Genomic DNA, 24,972 nt, shown 5'->3' on the forward strand with positions numbered 1-24,972 from the left:
GGACTCACCATGTCTGATAAAAGACGTTATTTTGGAACCGATGGGGTGCGCGGAAAAGTTGGCCAATACCCCATCACCCCTGATTTTGTGTTGAAACTCGGTTGGGCGGCTGGTCAAGTACTGGCAAAGCAAGGCACGAAAAAAGTCATCATTGGCAAAGACACGCGTATTTCTGGTTACATGCTAGAGTCAGCGCTTGAAGCTGGCCTTGCTGCCGCAGGTTTGAAAGCGACCTTTACCGGCCCAATGCCTACGCCAGCGGTGGCTTATCTGACACAAACTTTCCGTGCTGAGGCAGGCATTGTTATCTCTGCATCGCACAACCCATATTACGACAACGGGATTAAATTTTTCTCATCAGAAGGCACCAAGCTGCCCGATGAGGTGGAGCTCGCAATTGAAGCGGAGCTCGATAAAGAGATTGAGTGCGTAGAATCGGCCATGCTGGGTAAAGCGAGCCGCCTGAACGACGCAGCAGGGCGCTACATTGAGTTTTGTAAAAGTACCTTCCCGTCGTCATTGAGCTTAGCCGGGCTAAAAATTGTCGTCGATTGTGCTAACGGCGCGACTTACCATATTGCGCCAGCAGTCTTTAGTGAACTCGGTGCTGAAGTGATCGCGATGGGTGTGGAGCCGAATGGCACCAACATCAACCATGAAGTCGGTGCGACCGATGTGCGTGCGCTGCAAAAACGTGTTGTCGAAGAGCAAGCGGCGCTGGGTCTCGCCTTTGATGGTGATGGCGATCGCATCATCATGGTGGATCATTTGGGCAACAAAATTGATGGCGACCAAATTGCCTACATCATTGCGCGAGATGCGTTGCGTCGTGGTGAGTTAAAAGGCGGCGTGGTTGGCACTTTGATGACCAACTTAGGGATGGAAAATGGCCTCAAGGCGTTGGGGATTCCTTTCGTTCGTGCGGCTGTCGGTGACCGCTACGTGATGGAGCAGTTGATCGAAAAAGGCTGGCGTATTGGTGCGGAAAACTCAGGCCACGTTATCTTGCTTGATAAGGTGACCACTGGTGATGCGATTGTCGCAGCGCTGCAAGTTTTGGCATCTGTGGTGGGCAGTAAACTCACTTTGCACGAGTTGTCGCAAGGTATGACACTGTACCCGCAAGTGTTGGAAAACGTGCGTTTCTCGGGCGACTCTAACCCGCTAGAAGCGAAAGCCGTACAAGAGAGTGTGGCACAAGTTGAAGCCGAACTGGGTGATAAAGGCCGCGTGCTACTGCGTAAGTCGGGCACTGAACCTTTGATTCGCGTTATGGTAGAAGGCGAAGATGCTGAGCTGGTTCAAGCGAGCGCCCTCAAAATTGCCGATGCGGTGAAAGCGAGCTTTTAATCGCTCTCGCGTGTGAGAATTTTCCCGACCAAGTGGCTAGCTTCACTTGGTCGGGAAGCCCAAATGATGCCTTTCTGCGCATTAGTCCGTTTTGATTAACCGATTCTCATCAACCCCGTTTACTCATGAATCCGTTTGTCATTAATAAAGGATTACGAACCGATATGTCTTTGTTAAACACTGGCTATCTCCATGAGATGGGCATTGATACCTACCAACTTGAGCATCCCTCCCGTCTTCATGGCGTAGAGCTTAGCCCTATTACACTGGATGATGACTGCTGTTTGTTGTTGGTATCACCTGTACTGCCTCAAGGCAGCGACGCCCTGTTTTTGCAAAAGGTGTTGCAAGCGATGTCATTGACCCTTGAGAATGTGCGCCACGTTTATCCTCATCAGGTGATGGCCGTTAATAGAAAAGCGTTGACATGGGTTTGGTATGCCGGTTGTGATGCTCACCAATTTGAGGGCGTGAAAACCTTGGTGTCGCCAGAGTTAGCTGCGATTGATGGTAATCAAGTGGAGCGCCGCGCTTTGTGGCAGCAAATCCAAACGGCTCTCAAAGGAGAATAACATGGCACTGGTTCCATTAGCGCCAACGCACCTTGATGAGGTGTATCGCATTGAGTGTGCCGCGCATTCACATCCTTGGTCTGCCAACTTGATTAACGCCATTGAGAGCCGCGGTGCGTGCCATCATGTGCTTGAGGTGAGTGGCGAGGTTGTGGGCTATTTTTACGCGCAGAATATTGTGGGTGAGGTGACGTTACTCAACATTGCCGTCGATCCCGCCAAGCAAGGACAGGGCTTTGGCCGAGTGCTTATTGAAGGCTTCTTGTCGATGTGTGAGGGCGCGGGCGCTGATAGCGCTTGGCTTGAAGTACGAGAAAGTAACCAGGTGGCGTTAGCTCTCTACCAAGAAGTTGGCTTTAATGAGATTGACCGTCGCGTCAACTATTACCCAACGAGCAAGGGTAAAGAAGACGCGATCATCATGAGTTATCTGTTTTTCTAAGCTTTTTTGCTTCAGCTGATGACTTTATTAACGCTGAGCGAACTTCGCGTCTTCCGGTAGTTCTAGCGGGTAGTAGTTGGCCTCGAAGCGGCTTTTCAGCTCACTCGCCGGCAGAGGCTTATCAAAAATGTAACCTTGGAACTGTTCGCAACCCAGCTTTTTCAGCGTCTCCAACTCGTACACATCTTCCACCCCTTCTGCGATGACTTCCAAGTTCAAACGCTGCGCCGTCATGATGATGGTATCGACAATCGCTTGGTCACTTTCGTCTAAATGCAGTTGGGTGACAAATGAACGGTCAATTTTAAGTACGTCTACCGATAAATGCTTTAAGTAGCGCAGTGATGAGTAGCCGGTGCCAAAGTCATCAATCGAGGTTTTGAGATTAAACTCTTTGAGTTTAACCATCTTTTGAATCGCGCCTTCCACATTCTCGAGCAGCAAGTTTTCAGTGATTTCCAGTTCGATGCACTCTCCACTGATCCCTGCTTGCGCTAAGGCTTCATTGATGTGATCAACGAAGGACTCTTGCGCGAACTGAAGCGGACTGATATTGATCGCCAAGCGGCGGAAAGTGTCTGGCAAGATGCCCTGTTTCTTCCATTTGGCATACTGGTAGCACGCTTCCTCAATAATCCAATTACCGATTTGAAGGATCTGGCCGGTCTCTTCCGCGACCGGCATAAACACGCCCGGAGGCAATAGCCCTTTTTCGGGGTGGTTCCAGCGAATTAAGGCTTCAACTCCGATAATTTGATGTTTATCACTGACCTGAGGCTGATAATAGAGTTCAAGCTGTCCTTTATTGATTGCCTCATGCAACCCCTTTTCAATCTCTAGGAAGGATTCGACTTGCGCCTGCATTTCAGGCTCGTAGAAGGTGTACTTGTTCTTACCTGCCACCTTGGCGCGGTACAAGGCGGTATCCGCTTGGCGCAGCACGTCAATGTTGGTACAGGCGACCGAAGGAAAGGTCGCGATACCCACACTGACGGTACAGTAGAGTTGGTGATCATCAATCGAATAGGGGTTTGAGATCAGTGCAAGCAGCTGCTGAGCTAAACTTTTGGTTTGCTCTGGGCCCACGTTGGGCAGCAAGATCGCAAACTCATCGCCGCCGATCCTCGCCGCGGTGTAGCCTTTTTGCTGCCACGAGACAATACGCTTGGCGATCGCTTTGAGCAGCTGATCCCCTATGGTGTGACCGAGCGAGTCATTGATGGTTTTAAAACGGTCTAAATCCAGGTAAAACAGCGCGCCGGTTTGATTGTTGTGTACCGCTTGGTCAATAGACTTTCCTAGGGTTTGCATCAATAAGCTGCGATTGGCCAACCCAGTGAGCGAGTCGTAGTACGCGAGCTGATTGAGCTTCGCTTGCGCGACTTCACGGTCTTGCCATAGGGAATGGAAGGTCTTGGCAAGGTGACCGAGCTCATCGTTACCTTGAAGCGGAGGAGGCGTGGTCGCACTGTGCTGGTCATTGAGTGAGCGTACCCAATTAAGCAGAGTAATCAGTGGTTTAGACAGTTTTTTGTAGAAAAAGATCAGCAAAATAGTGGTCAGCAAAATATTGCGCAGCAAATCAAACAGTAAGATTTTGCTGGTTTTGGTGATAAACTCGCGCGCAATGCTGATGCCGTTCACGGAGAAGCTGAGTGAGCCTACCACAACATGAGAGTTTGGCTGATGGAGATCGGTCTGATAGACCGGCGATGTCGGCGTGAGATAAGTCGCCACCAGTTCAGCAAAATCCCCTTGGCGTGTCACGCTGCGCTCATTACGGGTCAGGGTATCGCCAAAGTCATCGATGATTTCCACACGGTAGATGGCGTTATCCATCATCAGCGTTGAGGCCACTTGCTCGGCCAACAACTGGTTAAGATGATAGGCCGCTTGACTCGCATTAGAGTAATTTTGCAGCAACTTGAACTGATAGTGATCTTCGATACGTTGCTGCTCTTTCGATACATCAACAAAAATCTGATACAAGCTGAAGCAGACGCCCAGCAGGACAGATACCAAAAACACCGTTTTTGCTTGGCGGATGGCTAACGAATTGATCTTTATAGTCTCGGACATAGCTTCTACTTGTGAGATGTACTTCTTAAGTTATAGCTCATATTTATTGATAATCTAATCTATCGACGAAAAGCGTGACTTTTCAATTCATCTTTTTGTATGAAGTTGCTGATTGCATCAATATAAGCGAGAATACCGCGCAAAATAGAATCGAACCCAGAGTGGTTTAGGCTCGGTATGACCGAGAAAAACGGCTTACAGATAGTTAAGAAGACCTGTTCATGTCAAATACCCCATTTCTAAGCGAAGTGTCTAAACGTAGAACATTCGCGATCATCTCGCACCCCGATGCGGGTAAAACCACCATTACTGAAAAGGTGTTGTTGTTCGGACGCGCCATTCAGACCGCCGGTACGGTGAAAGGACGCGGCTCCGCTCAGCATGCCAAATCAGACTGGATGGAGATGGAAAAAGAGCGTGGCATCTCCGTGACCACCTCTGTGATGCAGTTCCCGTACAACGAATGTTTGGTCAACCTTCTCGATACCCCAGGGCACGAAGATTTCTCGGAAGATACCTACCGTACGCTGACCGCTGTTGACTCATGTCTGATGGTGATTGATGCCGCGAAAGGTGTCGAGGATCGTACCCGCAAGCTGATGGAAGTGACGCGTTTACGTGATACCCCAATCGTGACCTTCATGAACAAGCTTGACCGTGATATTCGTGATCCTATGGAGTTGCTGGATGAGGTCGAAAGCGAACTGAATATGGCGTGCGCACCAATCTCATGGCCGATTGGCTGCGGTAAAGAGTTTAAGGGTGTTTACCATATTCACCGTGACGAAACGATTCTTTACGCAACAGGCCAAGGCCACACGATTCAAGAGCAGCGCATCATCAAAGGGCTAGATAACCCAGAGCTAGACGCAGCTGTCGGCAGCGAATTGGCGGAGCAACTGCGTGAAGAGCTCGAATTGGTCATTGGCGCTTGTCCTGAGTTTGATCAAGAGCTGTTCCTTGCCGGTGAATTAACGCCTGTGTACTTCGGTACCGCGTTAGGTAACTTCGGCGTTGATCATATGCTTGATGGTCTGACTGAGTGGGCTCCGGCACCGATGCCGCGTGAAGCCAATGAGCGTAAAGTTGAGGCTTCAGAAGAGAACTTCAGTGGATTTGTGTTTAAAATCCAAGCCAATATGGACCCGAAACACCGTGACCGCATCGCCTTTATGCGTATCGTGTCGGGGACATACAAGCAAGGCATGAAGATGAACCACGTTCGTCTTGGTAAGCAAGTGAACATCTCGGATGCGGTGACGTTCATGGCGGGCGATCGTTCTCGCGCTGAAAACGCCTACGCAGGTGACATCATCGGTCTCCATAACCACGGCACCATCCAAATTGGTGACACCTTTACTCAAGGTGAAGCACTGAAGTTCTCGGGTATTCCAAACTTCGCTCCTGAGCTGTTCCGTCGTATTCGCTTGAAAGATCCTCTTAAGCAAAAGCAGTTGCTCAAAGGCTTAGTGCAGCTTTCAGAAGAAGGGGCCGTGCAGGTATTCAGACCTTTGCAGAACAACGACTTGATTGTAGGCGCCGTCGGTGTCCTTCAGTTTGATGTGGTGGTTGCGCGCTTGAAAGCGGAATACAACGTGGAAGCGATTTACGAAGGGGTTAACGTGGCGACTGCACGTTGGGTTGAGTGTGAGGATGGTAAGAAGCTCGACGAGTTCCAGCGCAAGAACCAAGTCAACTTAGCCCTCGATGGCGGTGACAACTTAACTTACATCGCACCAACTATGGTTAATCTGAACCTGGCCAAAGAGCGCTTCCCGGATGTGGAGTTCCGTGCCACTCGTGAGCACTAATACCACGCTTTGAGACTGGCAAAAGTTGCTGAGGTAATCAGCGGCTTTCATTACGCAGAGCCGTGAAGGCCGACGATAAAAAAGGGTTGATGCCTATGCATCAACCCTTTTTCCGTATATCTAAGCGATAGCCTTACTTTTTCTTGCTGGTGCTCTTTTTCTTCGTTTTAGTGACGCTTTTCTTCTTGTCGTCTTTTTTCTTGTTCTTTTTCTTAAACACGGGTTTTTTGTGTTTTGGACGTAACTCTTTAATAAAGCGCTCTTTGATCTCTTCTTTCACGTAGCGAGCGACGCGATCCATCATGGGTTGATCGTGCGCTTCCACCAGTGAGACTGCGTTGCCTTTTTTGCCTGCGCGTGCGGTACGGCCAATGCGGTGCAGGTAAACATCTGCGCTGCGTGGCAAGTCAAAGTTGATCACATGGCTGACATCCGGCAGATCAATACCACGCGCGGCAACGTCGGTGGCGAGCAGTACGTTGACCGTGCCATCGCGGAATCGCGCAATGGCGTTGTTGCGGCGATCTTGTGGCATTTCGCCTTGGATCCACGCACAAGGGATCTGCGCTTTTTCCAGTTCGCCACGTAAGTCCGCCAAACGTTCGCGGGTTTTTAAGAAGATGATGCTACGCTGAGCTTGCTCGGTGAGAATGGTTTTGAGTAGCGCCAGTTTGTGCTCCATATCATCCGCACGGTGATACCATTGAGCGATTTTCTTACGTTCGCGGCGTGATGGCTCGGCATCAATTTCTGCTGGGTTCGTCAATAGATCAGCAGTGAAGCCTTCCACACCTCTGCCTTCGAGCGTGGCAGAAAAGAGCAGAGTTTGTTTACGCCAACGACATTCATTTGAAAGGCGGTCAACCGTTGGACCAAAGCCCATGTCGAGCATTCGGTCCGCTTCATCGAGGATTAACCATTCAATTGCTCGACAATCGAATCGCTCCGCATTGATGTATTCCATTAAGCGGCCCGGGGTTGCAACAACGATATCTTGGGTCTTTTTCAAAATGTCGGCGTGCTCTTCATATTGAACGCCACCAGTAATGGTGAAGATGTTGAGATTGGTGTTTTTTGCTAAAGCGCGCGCTTGATTTGCCACTTGCATTGCCAGTTCACGTGTCGGCGTTAAGATCAGCACGCGTGCAGGCCCAGGTTTACGGCGTGGGAAATCTTGCAAATATTGCAGAGCGGGTAGCACGAACGCCGCTGTTTTGCCTGTTCCTGTGGGCGCAGACGCGAGAATATCTCGACCATCAAGGGCGTGTGGAATTGCTTCCGCCTGAATCTGGGTTGGGCGGCTGTAACCCATCTCTTCGATGGCTTCGAGTAGATTGTTGTCTAGCTCAAGTTCGGCAAAATTTTTGATCACTCTGGTCTCTCCACAAGCGCACGAAATGGTTTTTATCCCTTTATTTTGACCTCAGGGATAACAAAGGTCGCATAGTATAGTGTCTTTGGTGATAAGGATCACACCTTAATTACGGCATCTTTAAATAAAACGCTTTCGTCAGGGTGACAAAATCTTCGCTGTACTCAGCTCCGTCATGGATCTGCAGTGATTGATATTGGCACTCACCTGCGGTGTGTTGCAGTTCAAACATCAAGCGACTGACGGGTTTGGTGGCTGTGGTGCGCACTTCGCAGTGCCTTCTTAACGACCACCCCATATTCTGCGCTAACTCGATAAACGCTTCCCCTTCCACTTGAGGCAAGATGAAACTGGCGGTGCCAAGAGGCGCGAGCAGTTGCTGACATCGTCGCAATAAAGGTTCGTGTGCCAATGTATCCGCATGTCTTGCGATGGCGCGAGCGGGGGCTTTTGCAGACTCGCCATTAGTAAAATAGGGAGGATTACAAATAATCGCGTCAAAGGAGAGTGGGAGTTCGGCGCTGAGGATATCACCTTGAAGAAGAAGTAACCTGCTGTTCCACGGACTGGCGCTGAAATTACTTTGCGCGGCGCAAATGGCGTGATGGTTAATATCTATCGCGCATATCTGTGCATCTGGGTTGCGCTGGGCGCACATTAAGGCCAGTAGCCCCGTTCCAGTGCCGATGTCGAGTATTTGACGTGCGCTCTCTATCTGCGCCCACGCGCCGAGCATGACACCATCGGTACTGACGGGCATCCCAGATTGTCCAGACTGAATAGAAAACTGTTTAAATGAAAACGCTTTAGTGGCTTTGATGGTCATTGGAATCTTATGTTGTCATTGGATGTTATGGTGGTGACTTCAGTGGTTGTTAATGATGTGTATGGTTTTTTGTTCTTATTGTTGTGGTGCTGTTGGTGATTTCGAACGGTATTAAAGTCCAATTTTCCCTCTCCAACTAGTGATTACTGCTGTATATCTGAGTGTACTCTAAATTTATATGGTGTTTTTCGCCATTCGGTTGCGAAAGCGACACGGTTTGTTCATCATGCGCGCCTTATTTTAAAGATTGAGTGGGTCAATGACATCACTCTCCATTCACAACATCGATATCTCCCATCAGGTTATGGGGTAGTCGAGTTTACTCGATACTGCCGTCATAGTCGCATTGGGAACAGAAGTATAAGAAGGTTCTCTCGTGAATCAGAGTTTAAAAATCACAGATATTCTTGCGCTCGGCTTCATGCTGTTCGCGTTTTTTTTAGGTGCGGGTAACATCATCTTTCCACCGATTGCCGGTCAGTTTGCAGGCGACAATGTGTTCCCTGCAATGATGGGTTTTCTCGCGACGGCTGTCGGTTTGCCACTGGCAACGATCATTGCGATCGCCGTAGCCGGTGGTTCATGGGATCATCTGACAGAGCATTTGCCAAAGCGCGCTGCTGTGGTGATGGCGGTACTGATTTTCGTCATTATCGGCCCAGCGTTCGCGGCTCCTCGTACTGGTTTGGTTGCCTACGAGATGGCGATCAAACCCTTCTTGGCTGACGCCGCGCAAATGCAGTTGACCATGTTCTCCATTCTCTTTTTTGCGGTTGCGGTGTTCTTTGCTTGGTCTCAAGGCAAACTGATTGATGTGATTGGTAAAGTGCTGACGCCGGCGCTGTTTATTGGCCTGATTGTCTTGGCCGGTGCGGTCTTTATTGCTCCTCAAGGCGAGATTTTAGCGGCGCAAGGTGAGTATTTAACTCACCCATTGCAAAAAGGATTTCTGGAAGGCTATAACACCATGGATACCTTTGGCGCCTTGATGTTTGGGGTGTTGATTGTTGATGCGCTGCGCCAAAAAGGCATCACTTCACAAAAAGCGACCTCAAAATACCTGATCAGTGCAGCCTGCATTGCCGCTGTGGGACTTGCGTTTGTGTACATCTCACTCTTCTACCTCGGCGCGACCAGTTCTGCAGTTGCAGCAGGAGCGGACAATGGTGGTGTAGTGTTAAGCTTGTATGTTCAAGCGCTGTTTGGTCCGTACGGTCAAGTGGTTCTCTCTGTCATCGTGTTGCTGGCGTGTTTGACGACGGCGATCGGCCTTATCTCTGCGTGTTCTGACTATTTCAGCTCGCTCACTCCGCTCTCTTATAAGCAGTGGGTGATCATTAATGGTGTGGCGTGTGCTGTGGTGGCGAACGTCGGCCTGGCTCAACTGATTGCCCTTTCAGTACCTGTGCTGTTTGCGCTATACCCGGTTGCTATTGCTCTGATTGCGTTGACCTTTATGCGTAGCAAGCTCGCGAATCCAGCTATGGCATATCGTGTGGTGATTCTTGTTGCTTTGCTGTTTGCGCTTATTGATGCCGCTAAGGTGGCAGGGTTGGATATGTCAGCACTGAGCATGTTGCCGCTTTTTGATGTCGGCATGGGCTGGTTGCTGCCAACGGCGGCGACGATGGTGTGCATGATGTTCATCGGCCAATCTGAGCAAACGTCACTGGCACAAGACAACGCCTAACCGCTCGTATTTCTTTGCGCTGAATCCCTTGTCATACCCTGTGTGACAAGGGATTGTTGTTTATGGCGCACTGCCAGTCCTGTTCAAAAAATTCCTGTATCTTCGTCACACTTTTCAGTACAATTCTTCGGTTAAATTCTACTCATCAATGTTGAGCAAACATGTTTGAAATCAATCCAATTAAAAACCGCTTACAGGACGTGTCTCAGCGCACTTTAGTCCTGAGGGGGTATCTTTGACTATGACGCCAAAAAAGAGCGTCTAGAAGAAGTCAACGCAGAACTGGAACAACCAGATGTCTGGAACGAACCTGAGCGCGCACAAGCGTTAGGTAAAGAGCGTGCGGCGTTAGAAGCTGTCGTGGAAACCATTGATCAGCTCGACCAAGGGGTTGAAGACGTTGATGGTTTACTTGAGCTTGCGGTCGAAGAAGACGATCAAGAAACCTTCGATGAAATCGAACCCGAGCTTGCGGAACTAGAAGCGAAGCTTGAGCAGCTTGAATTCCGTCGTATGTTCTCTGGCGATCACGATGCGTCTGATTGCTATATCGACCTGCAATCTGGTTCAGGCGGTACTGAAGCGCAAGACTGGACGTCGATGATGCTGCGTATGTACTTGCGCTGGGCAGAAGCCAAAGGCTTCAAAACCGAAGTGATCGAAGTGTCAGAGGGTGAAGTGGCGGGCTTGAAAGGCGCGACGGTGAAAATCTCTGGCGAGTATGCTTATGGTTGGCTTCGTACTGAAACCGGCGTGCATCGTCTAGTCCGTAAATCGCCGTTTGACTCTAGCGGCCGCCGCCATACTTCGTTTGCTTCTGCGTTTATCTACCCAGAGATTGATGACAATATCGATATCGACATTAACCCTGCGGATTTGCGCATTGACGTGTACCGTGCGTCCGGTGCGGGTGGTCAGCACGTTAACACCACCGAATCGGCGGTACGTATTACTCACGTACCTACCAACACGGTCGTGCAATGTCAGAACGATCGCTCTCAGCACAAGAACAAAGATCAGGCGATGAAGCAGCTGCGCGCTAAGCTCTTTGAACTTGAGATTCAAAAGCAGAATGCAGAGAAGCAGGCCAACGAAGACGCGAAGTCTGACATTGGTTGGGGCAGCCAGATTCGTTCTTACGTCCTAGATGACTCGCGCATTAAAGATCTGCGTACCGGGGTAGAAAACCGCAATACACAAGCGGTACTGGATGGCGATCTAGACAAATTTATTGAAGCTAGCCTGAAATCAGGCCTGTAAGCTTTTCACCGACACTCAGAAACGAAACAGGATACATCGAAAATGACTGATGCTGTTCAAAACGAAAATCAACAAGACGTCCTTTCACCTGAAGAAAACAAGCTAATTGCTGAGCGCCGCGCGAAGCTGGACGCTATCCGCAAGAGCTGCAAGGCAAATGGCCATCCTAATGACTTCCGTCGTGATGCACTAGCGGGCGATCTACAAAAAGAGTTCGGTGAGAAGAGCAAGGAAGAGCTAGAAGCGCTCAACCACGTGGTGGCGATTGCTGGCCGTATTATGGCTAAGCGTGGTCCGTTCCTTGTGATTCAAGAGACATCTGGCCGTATTCAAGCGTATGCGGCAAAAGACGTACAAAAGCACCTTAAAGAGCAATACCAAGGTTTGGATATTGGTGACATCATCGGTGTTAAAGGCGCGCTGCATAAATCCGGTAAAGGCGATCTTTACGTGAATATGGAAGAATACGAATTGCTGACCAAGGCGCTTCGTCCACTGCCAGAGAAATTCCACGGCCTGACTGACCAAGAGATGCGTTACCGCCAGCGTTACGTTGACCTGATTGTCAATGAAGATTCACGCCAAGCGTTTATCATTCGCTCTAAACTTGTTTCTGCGATCCGGAACTTCATGAGCTCAAAAGGCTACCTTGAAGTGGAAACGCCAATGATGCACGTCATCCCTGGTGGTGCGACCGCTCGTCCATTCGTGACGCACCACAATGCGTTGGATATCGACATGTACCTACGTGTGGCGCCAGAGCTGTACTTGAAGCGTCTCGTTGTGGGCGGTTTTGATCGCGTATTTGAGATCAACCGTAACTTCCGTAACGAAGGTCTCTCGCCACGTCACAACCCAGAATTCACCATGATGGAATTCTACCAAGCGTACTCTGACTATAAAGATCTGATGGATCTCACTGAAGAGATGCTCAGTACAGTGGCAATGGATGTTCTTGGTTCTACTTCAATGCCTTACGGTGATGAGACGGTAGAGTTTGGTGGTACGTACGCTCGCATGAGTATGTTTGAAGCTATCAAGCACTACAACCCAGATCACGCTGAGATCCAAGCACTAACAGAAGCGGATCTGCAAGATCGCGAGAAAATGGTCGCGATTGCTAAATCTGTTCACGTTGATGTTGAACCGTTCTGGACGTGTGGTCAGCTACTTGAAGAGATCTTTGGTGAAACGGCTGAACCTCAACTGATTCAGCCAACCTTTATTACCGGTTACCCGGCGGATATTTCGCCTCTGGCTCGCCGTAGCGATGACAATCCGTTCTTTACTGATCGTTTCGAGTTCTTTATTGGCGGCCGTGAAGTGGCGAACGGTTTCTCTGAGCTTAACGATGCAGAAGACCAAGACGCACGCTTTAAAGCGCAAGTGGATGCGAAAGATGCTGGTGACGATGAAGCCATGTATTACGATGCAGACTACATCACGGCACTTGAGCACGGCTTGCCACCCACAGCGGGCCAAGGGATTGGTATTGATCGCCTAGCGATGCTCTTTACCAACACGCACACGATTCGTGACGTGATTCTGTTCCCAGCCATGCGTCCGCAAGCGCAATCTTAATCGGATACGCGATTGACGGTAAAAACCACCTTCGGGTGGTTTTTTTATGTCTGGCTAAGGTGAAAAGAGAAAGAGTAATAAATTATGTGAATGTTTTTTAGATCTGTATCTCAAGCTCATATGTAAGATGTGGCATTATCTGAATAGTCTTAACATTAAGACAGACACTCTGCGAGAGTCTCTATAATGTAACTAACCAGTGTCGCATTTTCGATGAGTGGGTGTTATTTGAATGGTCTTAAGGGGCGAGATTGTTCCTCTTATATATTTGCCATCCAGCCTTACTCACCGCTGGCGAAACCGCCGATAGCAGTGGCACAGTAGTAGAATAATAGTGATAAGGAATAGCGTCATGGGAAATCAATTCCGCATGGATTCCGTTCCGGGATCGTTAGTGGTCGTAGGAGGAACGTATGAGCCCTGGTTGTCAGTGCTGGAACAAGTTGGCTGGCGGTGTACCCAAGTCGCGGATTTAAGAAAAGCCGATAGCTTATTTAACGAAACCGGACCTTGTATCGGTATTGTCGATTTAAGTCATGATGAGTTTAGTCTCAATGGTATTGCGAATTTGGTGAGCAATCATAAGCAGGTGCGTTGGCTCGCCTTTATTCGTGAGTCACAGTTGAGCTCCGACACCATCTGTCAGTTTATCGTCAACTTCTGTATTGATTTTTTCACCGCTCCGATCCCTGATGCGCAACTGCTCAGCACCATAGGTCACCAATTAGGGATGCTCAAGCTTGAGCAAAAGGTGTGGCCTTACTACGGCAACAATAGTGATATGGGGCTGATTGGTGACTCTATTCCAGTCAAACGCCTACGCGATCAGATTAAACGCATCGGGCCTACCGATGTCAGCATTCTGATTTACGGTGAAAATGGCACGGGCAAAGAAACGGTGGCCAGAGCGGTACACAAGACCTCCTCAAGAGCCAACAAAGAGTTTGTTTCCGTCAATTGTCGAGCCATGTCTGAAAGTCGAATTGAAAGTGATCTGTTTGGTCTTCAACGTCATGACAGTGATGAACCTTGTTTGCTGGAAAAAGCCCATGGTGGAACCGTGTTATTGAACGACATTCTCACTTTGCCCAAATCTCAGCAAGTGAACTTACTGAGATTCTTGCAAGAGGGGACGATAGAAACCAAAGAGGGCCCAAAAGAAGTCGATGTGAGGATCCTTGCGGCGAACTCAGCGGATATCGAGAAAGCTTTGATTGATGGAGACTTCAATGAGGAGCTTTATCATTACATCAATGTGCTGCGCATCAACGTTCCGAGTTTAAAAGAGCGTGCCGGAGACATTGCGATTTTGGCGCGTCATTTCTTGCAGGAGTACTCTAAGGAATACAACGCCCAAGCGCGCAGTTTTACTGAAGAGGCGTTGCGAGAGCTCACTCGTTACCATTGGCCTGGTAACGTGCGGGAGCTGATGAACCAGATTAAGCGCGTGGTGCTGATGTCCGACAGTGTGATGCTAGACGATCAGCAATTGGATCTCCCTAAACGCACCGACGGTAAACGAAGTTTGAAAAGTATCCGTGAGCGAAGTGAGCGCGATGCGCTGTTGTTGGTGCTTGAATCCCATTCGGGACAAGTGTCGATGGCGGCCAAAGAATTGGGTGTATCGCGTGCCACTATGTATCGTTTGTTAAACAAACATAATTTGATCAGTGACGCGACTGTTTAATTGATTGTTTTGTAAATAAAAAGCCATGCTTCGATTGCATGGCTTTTTGCTATTGGCTCAACAGGATCTGCCATCTATAAGATATTCACAGTTTGAATATCTTATATTCAGGGAGAATAAAAACATGATTCAGTTGAAAAACGTGTTTTTAACTTTCCATTAATAAATCGGTTGATTAATCATCCTTGGTGGTTAGAATTTAACCATGAGCTCAACGCTCTACACACCCAACGGATTCTTTATTTTTGCTAGGAGGCGCACAATGACACATTTCATCATGACACCTGTGTTTACCCTTTGTGCCTCTGACGCCGTTAGCACCGCGATGATCATGACAGATTGGTCTCACACCCTATCTATGTCTGATATCGCCCGAAAACCGGCCCGCACACAATAACGTATCCGTATCCTTTTTCTTTTAATTGGCTGCGGAAATGCAGCGAATTAAAAGTGATGGATCACACGACTCTTTCCTCATTTTTGCTTCCATGTGTTTCCCCAGCAACGTATAGACTGGAGATTTCTCATGAGTCATTCTGTATATCTAAAACTTGCTACCCTACTTGTTAAAGCGGACTTGAGCCGTGAAGAGCGAGCTTGGAAACGAAAAATCAGACGCAGTGCGCACCACATCCCATGGGAGAACGCGCACCTGCTAAGAGATATTGGTTTGGAAAGCGATGGTCGTCCGATTGGCCTCAGTGAACCTGCCCACGTCAAAGCCGAGCGCCGTATTCGTCATCTTCGTCGTGTGCTGAGTGCGCGAATACCGACGTAACCTTAGGGGCTGGCGGTGATGACCGTCAGCCCCTGTAATCGAGCAAAAAACCGACCGTGAAGGTCGGTTTTTACGTTTGTACGCCAGTGTGGTGAATACGCCCTTATGGGCAAGGGTTGGAATATTGAATACCAATCGCTTGCAAGCCATCAAGCAGTTCAGGGCTTAAAGTGATATCGAGACTGTCAATATTGGATTTCAACTGTGTCAGGCTGGTGGCACCGATAATATTGGAGGCGACAAACGGCCTTTGATTAACGAAAGCCAATGCCATCTGCGCGGGATCCAGCCCGTGTTCACGTGCCAACGAGACGTATGCCTGTGTGGCGGCGATCCCTTGTGGCGTAAAGTAGCGCACAAAGCGTTCGTACAAGCTGCAACGGGCGCCTGTAGGTTTGGCACCATCAAGGTATTTACCACTCAAACAGCCAAAGGCGAGCGGGGAATAGGCCAGAAGTTGCACGCCTTCGAAATAGCTGATTTCAGAAAGACCGACTTCAAAGCTGCGATTAAGTAAATTGTAGGGGTTTTGAATCGAAACTATCCGTGGCAACTCATGCTTCTCTGCGAGTTTGAGCAGCGACATCACTCCCCAAGGTGTTTCGTTAGAGACGCCGATATAGCGTACTTTTCCTGCCCGGACCAATTCCGCCAAGGCTTCTAGGGTTTCGATCAGGGTGACTTCCTGCTGCTGATCCGGATAAGGATAATTGAGCTGACCGAAACAGTTTGTCTGACGCTGAGGCCAGTGGATTTGATACAGGTCGACATAGTCGGTTTGCAAACGCTGCAAGCTATCATCAATGGCTTGGTGAATGTTACGCCAGTCGAGCCTCATGTTGTCACGGATATAAGGCACGCTACGTGGACCGGCGACTTTGGTCGCTAAAATGACTTTCTCACGCTTACCTGATTTTTTGAGCCAGTTGCCAATATAGGTTTCGGTTAACCCCTGGCTTTGCGCTTTGGGCGGTACCGGGTACATTTCGGCGGTATCAATAAAGTTGACGCCACGCTCTAAGGCATAATCTAGCTGACTGAATGCGTCTTGCTCTGTGTTCTGTTCACCAAAGGTCATGGTTCCAAGAGCAATCTGACTGACTTCGAGAGATGAGTACGGTAACTTGTTGTATTGCATGAACCTTCCTAGTTTCCAGTGGAGATAACTCCAATATAGGGCAAGGTGTGGCTGGTGGATATAGGGTTTATTAACAATTTCGCAAAATTCTGCGTCTTGACTATCTTTAAGAGATCCAGGTCTTTAAGGGATGAAGGTGCGCGATGCAAAAAGTTCAGTTAGATAAATGGATCCACGGCGATCACAAAGAGAGTTATCAGCCGCCCAAGGTGTTCGTTATCGGATGTTCCGATGTATCGCAATACTTGTTAGCGGTGGAATACAAGCATAAGCTCGAACCCATCAGAGAAGGAGAAGACCCCCTTCATTTTGATTCGATAGAGCAGGTGAGAGAGGCGCTGTTGAAACTCGGTGTTGAGCGCGCCTACTTAAGATTGCACAACACCTATGATGAGTGTGGCTCGGGCAGTGGACCTCGTTTTCACGATGTGGCGTTGTCGCTCACGACGCATTGAGCTGGCGCTAAATAAAATGACGAGCGAGTATGTTGGCGGTAAATTGCGTACGCAAGTAAAAGCCGCGAGGTAGCGTCTTGATGCGTTTTCCTGTTGCGCCGTAGGCGTCGGTTGAGACTCGACTGTTGGCGGCTTTCGGTCTGATTTGCAGGACTTCACCGTGCTTAGCGGTAATGTGGCTGACTTGGCCAAGTACGATCATCTCCATCAGCTCTTCCCAGTCCGCTTGCAGTTGACGTTCTTCTTCGACACTTGGCGACCACAAAAGCGGGGAGCCAACACGCCGCTCTGCCAGTGGAATTTCTCGTTCCCCCTCAACCGGCACCCACAGTACCCGTGATAACTTGTTTCTTACGTGGCTGTTTTCCCATGTTAAACCATGCACTCCCGTTAAAGGGGCGACACAAACAAAGGTGGTTTCCAGTGGCTTACCGCTATAACTGATGGGAATGGTCTTAAGTTCAATCCCGAGATGCTCAAAGTCTTGCTGTGGTTTGCTGCCTGCGGTAGCGCCTAAATGCCATTCCAGTAATTGACCGACCCAGCCTTTATCACGCTGTAGATTTTCCGGCACCGTCATCTGGGCTTCCTGGGCGAGTTCTGCAACAGTGAGTCCTGCGATTTCACTGGCTCGTTCAAACAGTTCTTGCTCGGAGTGTGGGGCTGGTTTCATCAATACGATTCCTTAAGGTTGGTGAGACATTGTATCGAATCCATTCGAGCGATGAAATCTTGCTTGGGATCCCAAGTGGTGAAAGATCCTACTAAATAGACTTATCCACAGAATTTCATCGCCACTAAGCAATATTTTTAATATCTGGATCAATTAACAGGGGTTTGAGGGCTATTTTAGGCTTGATTTCTGCGGTTGTTGTTATTTTACACCTTGCTTGTGTGGATAAAGTGTCCTGTGGTGGATCTTTAACCGATCTGTGTTGTGCGTGAAATATGTCAGATAAAAAGGGATTGGTAATAACTTTCTTTCTTCTATTGCATTGTTTTTAAATGATTTTGTGGCGTAGCGTTCTTTCTGTTTTATTTTGCTAGGTGAGACTTGGCGGGAAAATGATCAGTTGAACCGAGATTCTTCACATAGTTATACACAGAAAAGGTGAATAAATGTGGGCCATGTCTCACAACTGTGTGAATAACTGTAGGGTTGACCGAAAAATATGCAGAGTAGGTGCGTGACGCCATAAATTGAGTGTGAGTCACAATAGGAAGTTTGCTCCGATTGGGGATATGTGGAAAAATCACTGTAATAAAAGATTTTACTAGAGGGTGGCCAGTGATAGATGGCGATGGTTACCGCTTAAATGTGGGAATTGTAATCTGTAACAACCATGGTCAGGTATTCTGGGCTAAACGATACGGACAACATTCTTGGCAGTTTCCTCAAGGGGGAATTGACGACGGTGAGACTCCCGAGCAAGCAATGTATCGGGAACTGTATGAAGAAGTGGGTTTAACAAAGAGTGATGTCACCATAGTGGCAACGAGTCGTCATTGGTTAAGGTATAAATTACCCAAACGGCTGGTTCGATGGGACTCAAAACCTGTTTGTATCGGGCAAAAACAGAAATGGTTCCTCCTGCGGCTAGATTGTGATGAAGCAAAGATCAATATGCAGCACGGGAGTTCCCCTGAATTTGATGGTTGGCGTTGGGTAAGTTATTGGTATCCGGTGCGACAAGTGGTTTCTTTCAAGCGTGATGTGTATCGCCGCGCAATGAAAGAGTTCGCCTCGATGGCAATGCCGTTCAAAGAACGCAGGACGAAAGGCAAACGTAAATACAAAAGAGGATAGACATGCTGTCTCAACTAAGGGAAATAGTTGAACAAGTTTCTAAGGTCGATGATGTGCATCAGGCCTTAGATGTATTGGTTAAGCAAACGTGCAACGCGATGAGTACGGAGTGTTGTACTGTCTATCTTGCAAATGAAGAAATGCAGCGCCTTGAGCTGATGGCGACTCAAGGTCTGCGCTTTAAAGGGGATAAAATCCATATCCGCTTTGAAGAGGGCTTGGTAGGTTTGGTCAAGCGCAGTGCTGAGCCGCTCAACCTCGCTGAAGCCTCCAAACATCCGGATTTCAAATACTTCTCCGAGCTGGGTGAAGAGATTTATCACAGCTTTCTTGGCACACCGATTATCCACCGTAAGCAAGTGTTGGGTGTTTTGGTGGTGCAGCAAAAGACGCCGCGTCAGTTTGACGAAATGGAGGAGTCCTTCCTTGTTACCCTAGCGGCGCAGCTTGCGGTGATTATTGCCCATGCTCAAACCCAAGGTCATTGGCGATTAGAGAAAAAGCAGCAAGCGATTCGAGGGCTGCCTGCCTCAAGTGGTGTGGCCATTGGTGAGTTCTGGTGGGACGATACTCAGCCAGAGTTATCTGAGGTGTATCCAGCTTCTACACTGGATATCGAACGAGAGCAAGAGTGGCTCTTACTGGCGATTGAAGAAGCGCTCGGCGATTTTCGTCGTATGCGTAAAAAGCTCGATAGTGAAATCAACAAAGACGCTTTAGCCATTTTTGACCTCTTTACCCACTTGCTTAACGACCCCATGTTGCGCAAAGATCTCAAGTCGCAAATCCAAAAAGGCGATAGAGCTGACTGGGCGTTGAGACAAGTGGTCGAATCCTACTCGAACCGTTTTGCCCGCATGTCGGATCTCTATCTACGAGAAAGGGCGCAAGACATTCGCGAGCTGGGTCAACGTTTACTGTTTTTCTTGCACAATACCGACAAAGAGCAGCAATTGATTGAGCGCCCAATCATCCTCGTGGTGCGTGAACTGACCGCTTCTTTGCTCGCCTCTATCCCTAAAGACAAGTTACTGGCGGTGATTGCCTTAGAGGGCGCGGCGAACTCGCACGCTGCGATTTTGTCGCGTGCGCTCGGTATTCCGGCCGTGATGGGCGTAAACCTCAATCTCAAAGCGATCAATGGTAAGCAGGGGATTGTCGACGGTTACAGCGGTAAGATTCTGATTTCACCGAGTAAACAGTTACTGAGAGAGTATCGCGCGCTGGTCAACGAAGAGGCGGAGCTGTCTAACTTGGTCAATCAGACCATTCAAGCTCCGGCTTGCACTCAGGATGGTGAACGAGTGGAAGTGATGCTCAATGCTGGTCTGAGCGCAGACACCAACATTGCCATCAATCAGGGCGTTGATGGGGTTGGCCTCTATCGAACCGAAATTTCTTTTTTGCTTCAGCACCGGTTTCCCTCGGAAGAAGAGCAAACCCAGCAGTATCAAGCGGTACTCAATAGTTATCCAGATAAACGAGTGGTGATGCGCACGCTTGATATCGGCGGGGATAAAGCCTTACCCTATCTGCCGATTGAAGAGGACAATCCATTTCTTGGTTGGCGCGGCATCCGTTTTACCTTAGATCATCCCGATATTTTCTTGATGCAGATACGCGCGATGCTACGCGCGAGCACGACGCATCATAACTTAAGTATTTTGCTGCCAATGGTATCAGGGGCGCAGGAGTTGGATGATGCCATCACGCTGATTGAGCGGGCTTATCAAGAAGTCAAACTGCTCGATGAGCGACTGAGCATGCCGCAAATTGGCGTCATGATTGAAGTGCCTTCGATGATTTATCTGCTTCCGATGATTGCTGAGAAAGTCGATTTTGTCTCTATCGGGACGAACGACTTAACTCAATACCTGTTGGCGGTGGATCGCAATAACTCACGCGTGGCCGATGTCTACGAATCTATGCATCCATCGGTGGTGATGGCTCTGGATCACATTTGCCGTACCTGCGATGAGTTAGGCATTCCGGTGTGCATCTGTGGTGAGTTGGCGGGCGATCCGATCGGGGCGATGTTGATGGTGGGGTTGGGGTATCGAAGCCTGAGTATGAATACCTCGAATGTCGCTAAGATCAAATATCTCCTCAGACATACTCAAGTCGATGAGCTGCAACATTTGGCGCAAAATGCGCTGTCACAAGCTTATGGAAAAGACATCTATGCTATGATGCAGGCCTTTTTTGAGCAGAAAGGTTTTGCCGGCTTTATTCGCGCAGGTAAACGATAGGATAGGCAGTGTTTGTAGTATTTCTTGGCTTATTGCTGGTACTCGGTGCCTTTGTCGGCATGATGGCTGGCTTACTTGGTATTGGCGGCGGTTTGATTGTCGTTCCCTCATTGCTTTTCTTACTCCCGTTGGCGGGGATTGATCCAGATATCGCCATGCACATGGCCCTCGCGACCTCGCTTGCGTCGATTATCATCACTTCCGGTTCATCGGCCCTCAACCACTTTAAACTCGGTAATGTCGATATGTTCGTCATCAAGTGGCTGATGCCTGGTGTGGTGATTGGCGGCTTTCTTGGCGCGCACGTCGCAGAGTGGATACCGGCCGCTTACTTACCCAAAGTGTTTGGAGGCATTGTTCTGATGCTCTCTTTGCAAATGCTGTTTTCTCTCAAAGCGACTCAAACGAGAGAAATGCCGGGGCAGGCGGCAACGCTCTCGACGGGGATGGGAATTGGTGTGGTGTCGAGTCTGGCCGGGATCGGTGGTGGGTCGTTGTCGGTACCGTTTCTCAATCGTCATGGGATTGAAATGAGAAAAGCGGTCGGGTCGTCATCGGTCTGTGGCTGTGTATTGGCCATCTCGGGCATGTTGGGGTTTATTCTTAACGGCATGCAGACACAAGCACTGCCCGCGGGCAGCCTGGGCTACGTCTATTTACCAGCCTTAGTGGCGATCGCCTCCACCTCAATGTTGACCACTCGTTTTGGCGCGACATTAGCGACCAGTATGCCAACCACGAGGCTGAAAAAAATATTTGCACTGTTTTTAATGTTCGTTGCGGGAACTATGCTACTGTGACGCACTCTCAACTTCTATCTTGAACTCATTGAACACCACAAGAGAATCTCTCCTATGTCCCAGGGATATCTAGACTTTCCAAATATTGATCCGGTATTACTCTCCATTGGCCCACTCTCTATCCGTTGGTACGGTTTGATGTACTTGGTGGGATTTGCTTTTGCTCTTTGGCTAGCGAACCGCCGCGCAGATAAGCCCGGCAGTGGCTGGACACGAGAGCAGGTGTCCGATTTGCTGTTTGCTGGTTTTCTCGGTGTGGTCATTGGTGGCCGAGTTGGCTATGTGCTGTTTTACAACTTTGACCTCTTCCTTCAAGACCCGCTCTATCTGTTTAAAGTATGGACCGGCGGTATGTCATTCCACGGTGGCCTGCTGGGAGTCATTAGCGCGATGTTCTGGTACGCGAAAAAGAACGGTCGAACCTTCTTCGGTGTGGCCGACTTCATCGCCCCGCTGGTGCCGTTTGGTCTCGGTATGGGCCGTTTAGGTAATTTTATGAACAGCGAGCTGTGGGGGCGTGTGACGGATGTGCCTTGGGCGTTTGTCTTCCCAAATGGTGGTCCACTGCCGCGTCACCCGTCTCAGTTATACGAAATGCTGCTCGAAGGCATAGTGCTGTTCTTTATTCTCAACTGGTTTATTAAAAAGCCGCGTCCGCTTGGCGCTGTATCAGGGCTCTTCCTTGCCGGTTATGGTACCTTCCGTTTCTTGGTCGAGTACGTACGTGAGCCTGATGCGCATTTGGGCCTCTTTGGCGGGTTTATCTCTATGGGGCAAATCTTGTCTCTACCAATGGTGATCATTGGTGCCTTGATGGTCGCTTGGGCATATCGACGTGGGCTTTATAAAGACGAATTACCACAACAAACGAAGTAAGGATTGGCTGTGAAACAGTATTTAGATCTTTGTCAGCGCATCGTTGACCAAGGAGAATGGGTAGAAAATGAGCGCACGGGCAAGCGTTGCCTAACGGTGATCAATTCCGATCTCACTTATGATGTGGCGCAAAATCAATTCCCACTCGTGACCACTCGTAAGAGCTTTTGGAAAGCCGCTGTGGCGGAGCTGCTTGGATACATCCGAGGGTATGACAATGCCGCTGATTTTCGTCAGTTAGGCACAAAAACTTGGGATGCCAATGCCAACTTAAATACCGCTTGGCTTGAGAACCCTTACCGCAAAGGTGACGATGACATGGGACGCGTCTACGGCGTTCAAGGTAGAGCTTGGGCCAAACCCGATGGCGGTCATATTGATCAGCTGCGAAAAATTGTCGATGACCTGACTCGAGGCGTGGATGATCGCGGTGAAATCCTCAATTTCTATAACCCGGGTGAGTTTCATATGGGCTGTTTACGTCCGTGCATGTATAGCCACCATTTCTCTCTGCTTGGGGATACCTTGTACCTCAACAGCACACAGCGTTCGTGTGATGTACCGTTGGGTCTGAATTTTAATATGGTTCAAGTGTATGTCTTCTTGGCGATCATGGCGCAAATTACGGGCAAGAAAGCCGGACAAGCCTACCACAAGATTGTCAATGCACACATCTACGAAGACCAGTTAGCCCTAATGCGAGATGTTCAGTTGAAGCGTGAACCTTTGGCCGCGCCCACGTTCCACATCAACCCAGAGATCAAAACCTTGGAAGATTTGGAAACGTGGGTCACCTTGGATGACTTTTGGGTGGAAGGGTATGAGCACCATGACCCAATCCACTATCCGTTCTCAGTGTAATAGCCATTCGCACTGTAATGATTAACAAGAAACCAGCGTACTCGCTGGTTTTTTTGTATAAAAAAAGCCCTCAACCGAGGTCGAGGGCTTAGTATGCGATGGCAAGTGTGTTTAGGTTGTCAGTGCAAGGATAGCGCCTGGTAGGACTAAAAATACTGTCACCAAATAGGCGGCGACGACCGCTTTGTTCTTCACCGCCATGTCTGAAATCATGTCGGCGGCTTTGACCGGTAGCTCACGTAAGAACGGAATACCGAAGATGAACACGGTGGCCAATACGTTAAATGCGAGGTGCACTAAGGCAATCTGCAGTGCAAAAACCGCGAACTCACCCGAGGCTGCCGTTGCAGCAAGCAAGGCTGTGATACAAGTACCGATGTTCGCACCCAGAGTGAATGGGTAGACGTCACGGACTTTCAGCACGCCAGAGCCTACAAGCGGTACCATCAAGCTGGTCGTAGTAGATGAAGATTGAACCAGTACGGTCACTACAGAGCCAGACACGATGCCGTGGATAGGACCACGACCGATAGCGCTTTTCAAAATCTCACGAGCACGGCCAACCATCAAGCTCTTCATTAATTTACCCATAACAGTAATGGCCACGAAGATGGTCGCAATACCTAGAACAATCAATAGCACCCCACCCATGGTGTCGCCAAAGGTTGCCAACGGCTCCTTAACGGCATTCACAACAGGCTTAGTGATAGGTTTGATGAAGTTCAAGCCTTTCATGCTCATGTCGCCCGTTGCAAGGAACGGAGAGACCAGCCAGTGGGAGATCTTCGCAAGAATGCCAAACATCATTTCCAACGGAAGGAAGATAGCAACAGCAAGCAGGTTGAAGAAGTCATGAATCGTGGCACTGGCGAACGCACGTTTGAACTCTTCTTTATTGCGAATGTGACCAAGAGAGACCAAGGTGTTGGTGACTGTTGTACCAATGTTGGCACCCATGATCATTGGAATGGCGGTCTCAACAGGTAAACCACCTGCCACCAAACCGACAATAATAGAGGTGACGGTACTTGAGGATTGGATCAAGGCGGTGGCCGTCAAGCCAATCATTAATCCAGCAATAGGGTGTGACGCAAATTCAAATAGGACTTTAGCTTGATCGCCGGTTGCCCATTTAAAGCCGCTACCTACCATAGAAACAGCAAGTAGTAGTAGGTATAACATGAATGCCAAGTTAGCCCAGCGTAACCAGCGAGTCGTACTCGAGATTGGTGCTGCTGTAGTAGTAGCTTGGTTCATAATTTTCTCCGTGGACCGTTTAATACTTATTGGTCGGTTGTTGAAATTGAGGCTGATGTTAGAGAGGAAATATTTCAGTAA

22 protein-coding genes are annotated in these 24,972 nt (G+C 49.0%); 16 read left to right on the plus strand and 6 right to left on the minus strand.

The features are described 5' to 3' along the window. Window positions 1–9 precede the first annotated feature (9 nt). The 3 genes from glmM (at window position 10) to rimI (ending at window position 2,364) form a co-directional block, all read left to right on the plus strand. Window positions 10–1,350, plus strand: a complete 1,341-nt coding sequence (glmM, locus tag AC6R03_RS15300) for a phosphoglucosamine mutase (protein ID WP_500630111.1) — start codon at window positions 10–12, stop codon at window positions 1,348–1,350. 164 nt (window positions 1,351–1,514) lie between these two features. Then, a complete protein-coding gene (locus AC6R03_RS15305) occupies window positions 1,515–1,922 on the plus strand; it encodes a DNA polymerase III subunit psi (RefSeq protein WP_500630110.1) in 408 nt (135 codons plus the stop codon). 1 nt (window position 1,923) lies between these two features. Next, a complete protein-coding gene (rimI, locus tag AC6R03_RS15310) occupies window positions 1,924–2,364 on the plus strand; it encodes a ribosomal protein S18-alanine N-acetyltransferase (RefSeq protein WP_500630109.1) in 441 nt (146 codons plus the stop codon). Between the two features lie 27 nt (window positions 2,365–2,391). Here rimI and AC6R03_RS15315 read toward each other — a convergent pair whose 3' ends face one another. Further along, on the minus strand, window positions 2,392–4,443 hold the full coding sequence (locus tag AC6R03_RS15315; RefSeq protein WP_500630108.1) for a putative bifunctional diguanylate cyclase/phosphodiesterase: 2,052 nt from the start codon (window positions 4,441–4,443) through the stop codon (window positions 2,392–2,394). A 221-nt stretch (window positions 4,444–4,664) separates the two neighbouring features. Between AC6R03_RS15315 and prfC the strand changes: the two genes are divergently transcribed. Next, window positions 4,665–6,254: a peptide chain release factor 3 gene (gene prfC / locus AC6R03_RS15320; protein ID WP_500626627.1), complete on the plus strand. Its 1,590-nt coding sequence runs from the start codon at window positions 4,665–4,667 to the stop codon at window positions 6,252–6,254. 133 nt (window positions 6,255–6,387) lie between these two features. Here the strand turns inward: prfC and srmB are convergent, their stop codons facing one another. Together srmB and AC6R03_RS15330 are read right to left on the minus strand one after the other, a co-directional pair. Next, window positions 6,388–7,626 carry an ATP-dependent RNA helicase SrmB gene (srmB, locus tag AC6R03_RS15325; protein WP_500628003.1) on the minus strand — a complete coding sequence of 413 codons (1,239 nt, stop codon included), beginning with the start codon at window positions 7,624–7,626 and terminating at the stop codon, window positions 6,388–6,390. A gap of 109 nt (window positions 7,627–7,735) precedes the next feature. Then, entirely contained in the window at window positions 7,736–8,452 is a 717-nt protein-coding gene (locus tag AC6R03_RS15330) for a tRNA1(Val) (adenine(37)-N6)-methyltransferase (protein WP_500630107.1), read from the minus strand. A 376-nt stretch (window positions 8,453–8,828) separates the two neighbouring features. On the opposite strand from AC6R03_RS15330, the gene brnQ reads away from it, so the two are divergent. From brnQ to AC6R03_RS15360, 6 genes are all read left to right on the plus strand, one after another. Next, window positions 8,829–10,142, plus strand: coding sequence for a branched-chain amino acid transport system II carrier protein (gene brnQ / locus AC6R03_RS15335; RefSeq protein ID WP_500630106.1), 1,314 nt, complete (start codon window positions 8,829–8,831; stop codon window positions 10,140–10,142). 161 nt (window positions 10,143–10,303) lie between these two features. After that, window positions 10,304–11,402 (plus strand): peptide chain release factor 2 gene (prfB, locus tag AC6R03_RS15340; protein WP_334554024.1). Its coding sequence is split into 2 segments (ribosomal slippage): window positions 10,304–10,378 and window positions 10,380–11,402, totalling 1,098 coding nucleotides; the frame shifts between segments, so codons are not numbered across the junction. Window positions 11,403–11,444: 42 nt separating this feature from the next. Continuing rightward, window positions 11,445–12,983, plus strand: a complete 1,539-nt coding sequence (gene lysS / locus AC6R03_RS15345; protein ID WP_334554026.1) for a lysine--tRNA ligase — start codon at window positions 11,445–11,447, stop codon at window positions 12,981–12,983. Between the two features lie 352 nt (window positions 12,984–13,335). Then, window positions 13,336–14,670 (plus strand): cyclic-di-GMP-binding transcriptional regulator VpsR, encoded by a 1,335-nt coding sequence (gene vpsR, locus AC6R03_RS15350; protein WP_334568414.1) that lies wholly within the window; start codon window positions 13,336–13,338, stop codon window positions 14,668–14,670. Between the two features lie 262 nt (window positions 14,671–14,932). Continuing rightward, window positions 14,933–15,067, plus strand: a complete 135-nt coding sequence (locus AC6R03_RS15355) for a hypothetical protein (RefSeq protein ID WP_500630105.1) — start codon at window positions 14,933–14,935, stop codon at window positions 15,065–15,067. A 129-nt stretch (window positions 15,068–15,196) separates the two neighbouring features. Next, window positions 15,197–15,448 (plus strand): DUF1127 domain-containing protein, encoded by a 252-nt coding sequence (locus tag AC6R03_RS15360; protein WP_487901849.1) that lies wholly within the window; start codon window positions 15,197–15,199, stop codon window positions 15,446–15,448. A gap of 103 nt (window positions 15,449–15,551) precedes the next feature. Here AC6R03_RS15360 and AC6R03_RS15365 read toward each other — a convergent pair whose 3' ends face one another. After that, entirely contained in the window at window positions 15,552–16,586 is a 1,035-nt protein-coding gene (locus AC6R03_RS15365; protein ID WP_500630104.1) for an NADP(H)-dependent aldo-keto reductase, read from the minus strand. A 143-nt stretch (window positions 16,587–16,729) separates the two neighbouring features. On the opposite strand from AC6R03_RS15365, the gene AC6R03_RS15370 reads away from it, so the two are divergent. Next, on the plus strand, window positions 16,730–17,041 hold the full coding sequence (locus AC6R03_RS15370) for a DUF6482 family protein (protein ID WP_500627997.1): 312 nt from the start codon (window positions 16,730–16,732) through the stop codon (window positions 17,039–17,041). 7 nt (window positions 17,042–17,048) lie between these two features. On the opposite strand, the gene mutH is transcribed toward AC6R03_RS15370, so the two are convergent. Next, a complete protein-coding gene (gene mutH, locus AC6R03_RS15375) occupies window positions 17,049–17,714 on the minus strand; it encodes a DNA mismatch repair endonuclease MutH (RefSeq protein ID WP_500630103.1) in 666 nt (221 codons plus the stop codon). Window positions 17,715–18,329: 615 nt separating this feature from the next. On the opposite strand from mutH, the gene rppH reads away from it, so the two are divergent. Genes rppH through AC6R03_RS15400 form a run of 5 tightly spaced genes read left to right on the plus strand, consistent with a single transcriptional unit; the run spans window position 18,330 to window position 23,634 of the window. Next, complete coding sequence (gene rppH / locus AC6R03_RS15380) at window positions 18,330–18,848, plus strand: RNA pyrophosphohydrolase (protein WP_500630102.1); 519 nt, start codon at window positions 18,330–18,332, stop codon at window positions 18,846–18,848. A gap of 2 nt (window positions 18,849–18,850) precedes the next feature. After that, entirely contained in the window at window positions 18,851–21,097 is a 2,247-nt protein-coding gene (gene ptsP, locus AC6R03_RS15385) for a phosphoenolpyruvate--protein phosphotransferase (protein ID WP_500630101.1), read from the plus strand. 8 nt (window positions 21,098–21,105) lie between these two features. Beyond that, a complete protein-coding gene (locus AC6R03_RS15390) occupies window positions 21,106–21,897 on the plus strand; it encodes a sulfite exporter TauE/SafE family protein (RefSeq protein ID WP_500630100.1) in 792 nt (263 codons plus the stop codon). Window positions 21,898–21,951: 54 nt separating this feature from the next. Beyond that, window positions 21,952–22,773 (plus strand): prolipoprotein diacylglyceryl transferase, encoded by an 822-nt coding sequence (lgt, locus tag AC6R03_RS15395; protein ID WP_334554044.1) that lies wholly within the window; start codon window positions 21,952–21,954, stop codon window positions 22,771–22,773. A gap of 9 nt (window positions 22,774–22,782) precedes the next feature. Next, on the plus strand, window positions 22,783–23,634 hold the full coding sequence (locus tag AC6R03_RS15400) for a thymidylate synthase (protein ID WP_500630099.1): 852 nt from the start codon (window positions 22,783–22,785) through the stop codon (window positions 23,632–23,634). A gap of 111 nt (window positions 23,635–23,745) precedes the next feature. Here AC6R03_RS15400 and AC6R03_RS15405 read toward each other — a convergent pair whose 3' ends face one another. Next, window positions 23,746–24,891, minus strand: a complete 1,146-nt coding sequence (locus AC6R03_RS15405; RefSeq protein ID WP_487901857.1) for a Na/Pi symporter — start codon at window positions 24,889–24,891, stop codon at window positions 23,746–23,748. Window positions 24,892–24,972 lie beyond the last annotated feature (81 nt).

It is taken from the genome of Vibrio sp. R10-SG-ISO4 (assembly GCF_059834135.1).

Excerpts from the sequence above, each read along its gene's own strand:
- glmM (WP_500630111.1), top strand. The coding sequence starts at position 10 with ATGTCTGATAAAAGACGTTATTTTGGAACCGATGGGGTGCGCGGAAAA.
- AC6R03_RS15305 (WP_500630110.1), top strand. The coding sequence starts at position 1,515 with ATGTCTTTGTTAAACACTGGCTATCTCCATGAGATGGGCATTGATACC.
- rimI (WP_500630109.1), top strand. The coding sequence starts at position 1,924 with ATGGCACTGGTTCCATTAGCGCCAACGCACCTTGATGAGGTGTATCGC.
- AC6R03_RS15315 (WP_500630108.1), bottom strand. The coding sequence starts at position 4,443 with ATGTCCGAGACTATAAAGATCAATTCGTTAGCCATCCGCCAAGCAAAA.
- prfC (WP_500626627.1), top strand. The coding sequence starts at position 4,665 with ATGTCAAATACCCCATTTCTAAGCGAAGTGTCTAAACGTAGAACATTC.
- AC6R03_RS15330 (WP_500630107.1), bottom strand. The coding sequence starts at position 8,452 with ATGACCATCAAAGCCACTAAAGCGTTTTCATTTAAACAGTTTTCTATT.
- lysS (WP_334554026.1), top strand. The coding sequence starts at position 11,445 with ATGACTGATGCTGTTCAAAACGAAAATCAACAAGACGTCCTTTCACCT.
- vpsR (WP_334568414.1), top strand. The coding sequence starts at position 13,336 with ATGGGAAATCAATTCCGCATGGATTCCGTTCCGGGATCGTTAGTGGTC.
- AC6R03_RS15355 (WP_500630105.1), top strand. The coding sequence starts at position 14,933 with ATGACACATTTCATCATGACACCTGTGTTTACCCTTTGTGCCTCTGAC.
- AC6R03_RS15360 (WP_487901849.1), top strand. The coding sequence starts at position 15,197 with ATGAGTCATTCTGTATATCTAAAACTTGCTACCCTACTTGTTAAAGCG.
- AC6R03_RS15365 (WP_500630104.1), bottom strand. The coding sequence starts at position 16,586 with ATGCAATACAACAAGTTACCGTACTCATCTCTCGAAGTCAGTCAGATT.
- AC6R03_RS15370 (WP_500627997.1), top strand. The coding sequence starts at position 16,730 with ATGCAAAAAGTTCAGTTAGATAAATGGATCCACGGCGATCACAAAGAG.
- mutH (WP_500630103.1), bottom strand. The coding sequence starts at position 17,714 with ATGAAACCAGCCCCACACTCCGAGCAAGAACTGTTTGAACGAGCCAGT.
- ptsP (WP_500630101.1), top strand. The coding sequence starts at position 18,851 with ATGCTGTCTCAACTAAGGGAAATAGTTGAACAAGTTTCTAAGGTCGAT.
- lgt (WP_334554044.1), top strand. The coding sequence starts at position 21,952 with ATGTCCCAGGGATATCTAGACTTTCCAAATATTGATCCGGTATTACTC.
- AC6R03_RS15405 (WP_487901857.1), bottom strand. The coding sequence starts at position 24,891 with ATGAACCAAGCTACTACTACAGCAGCACCAATCTCGAGTACGACTCGC.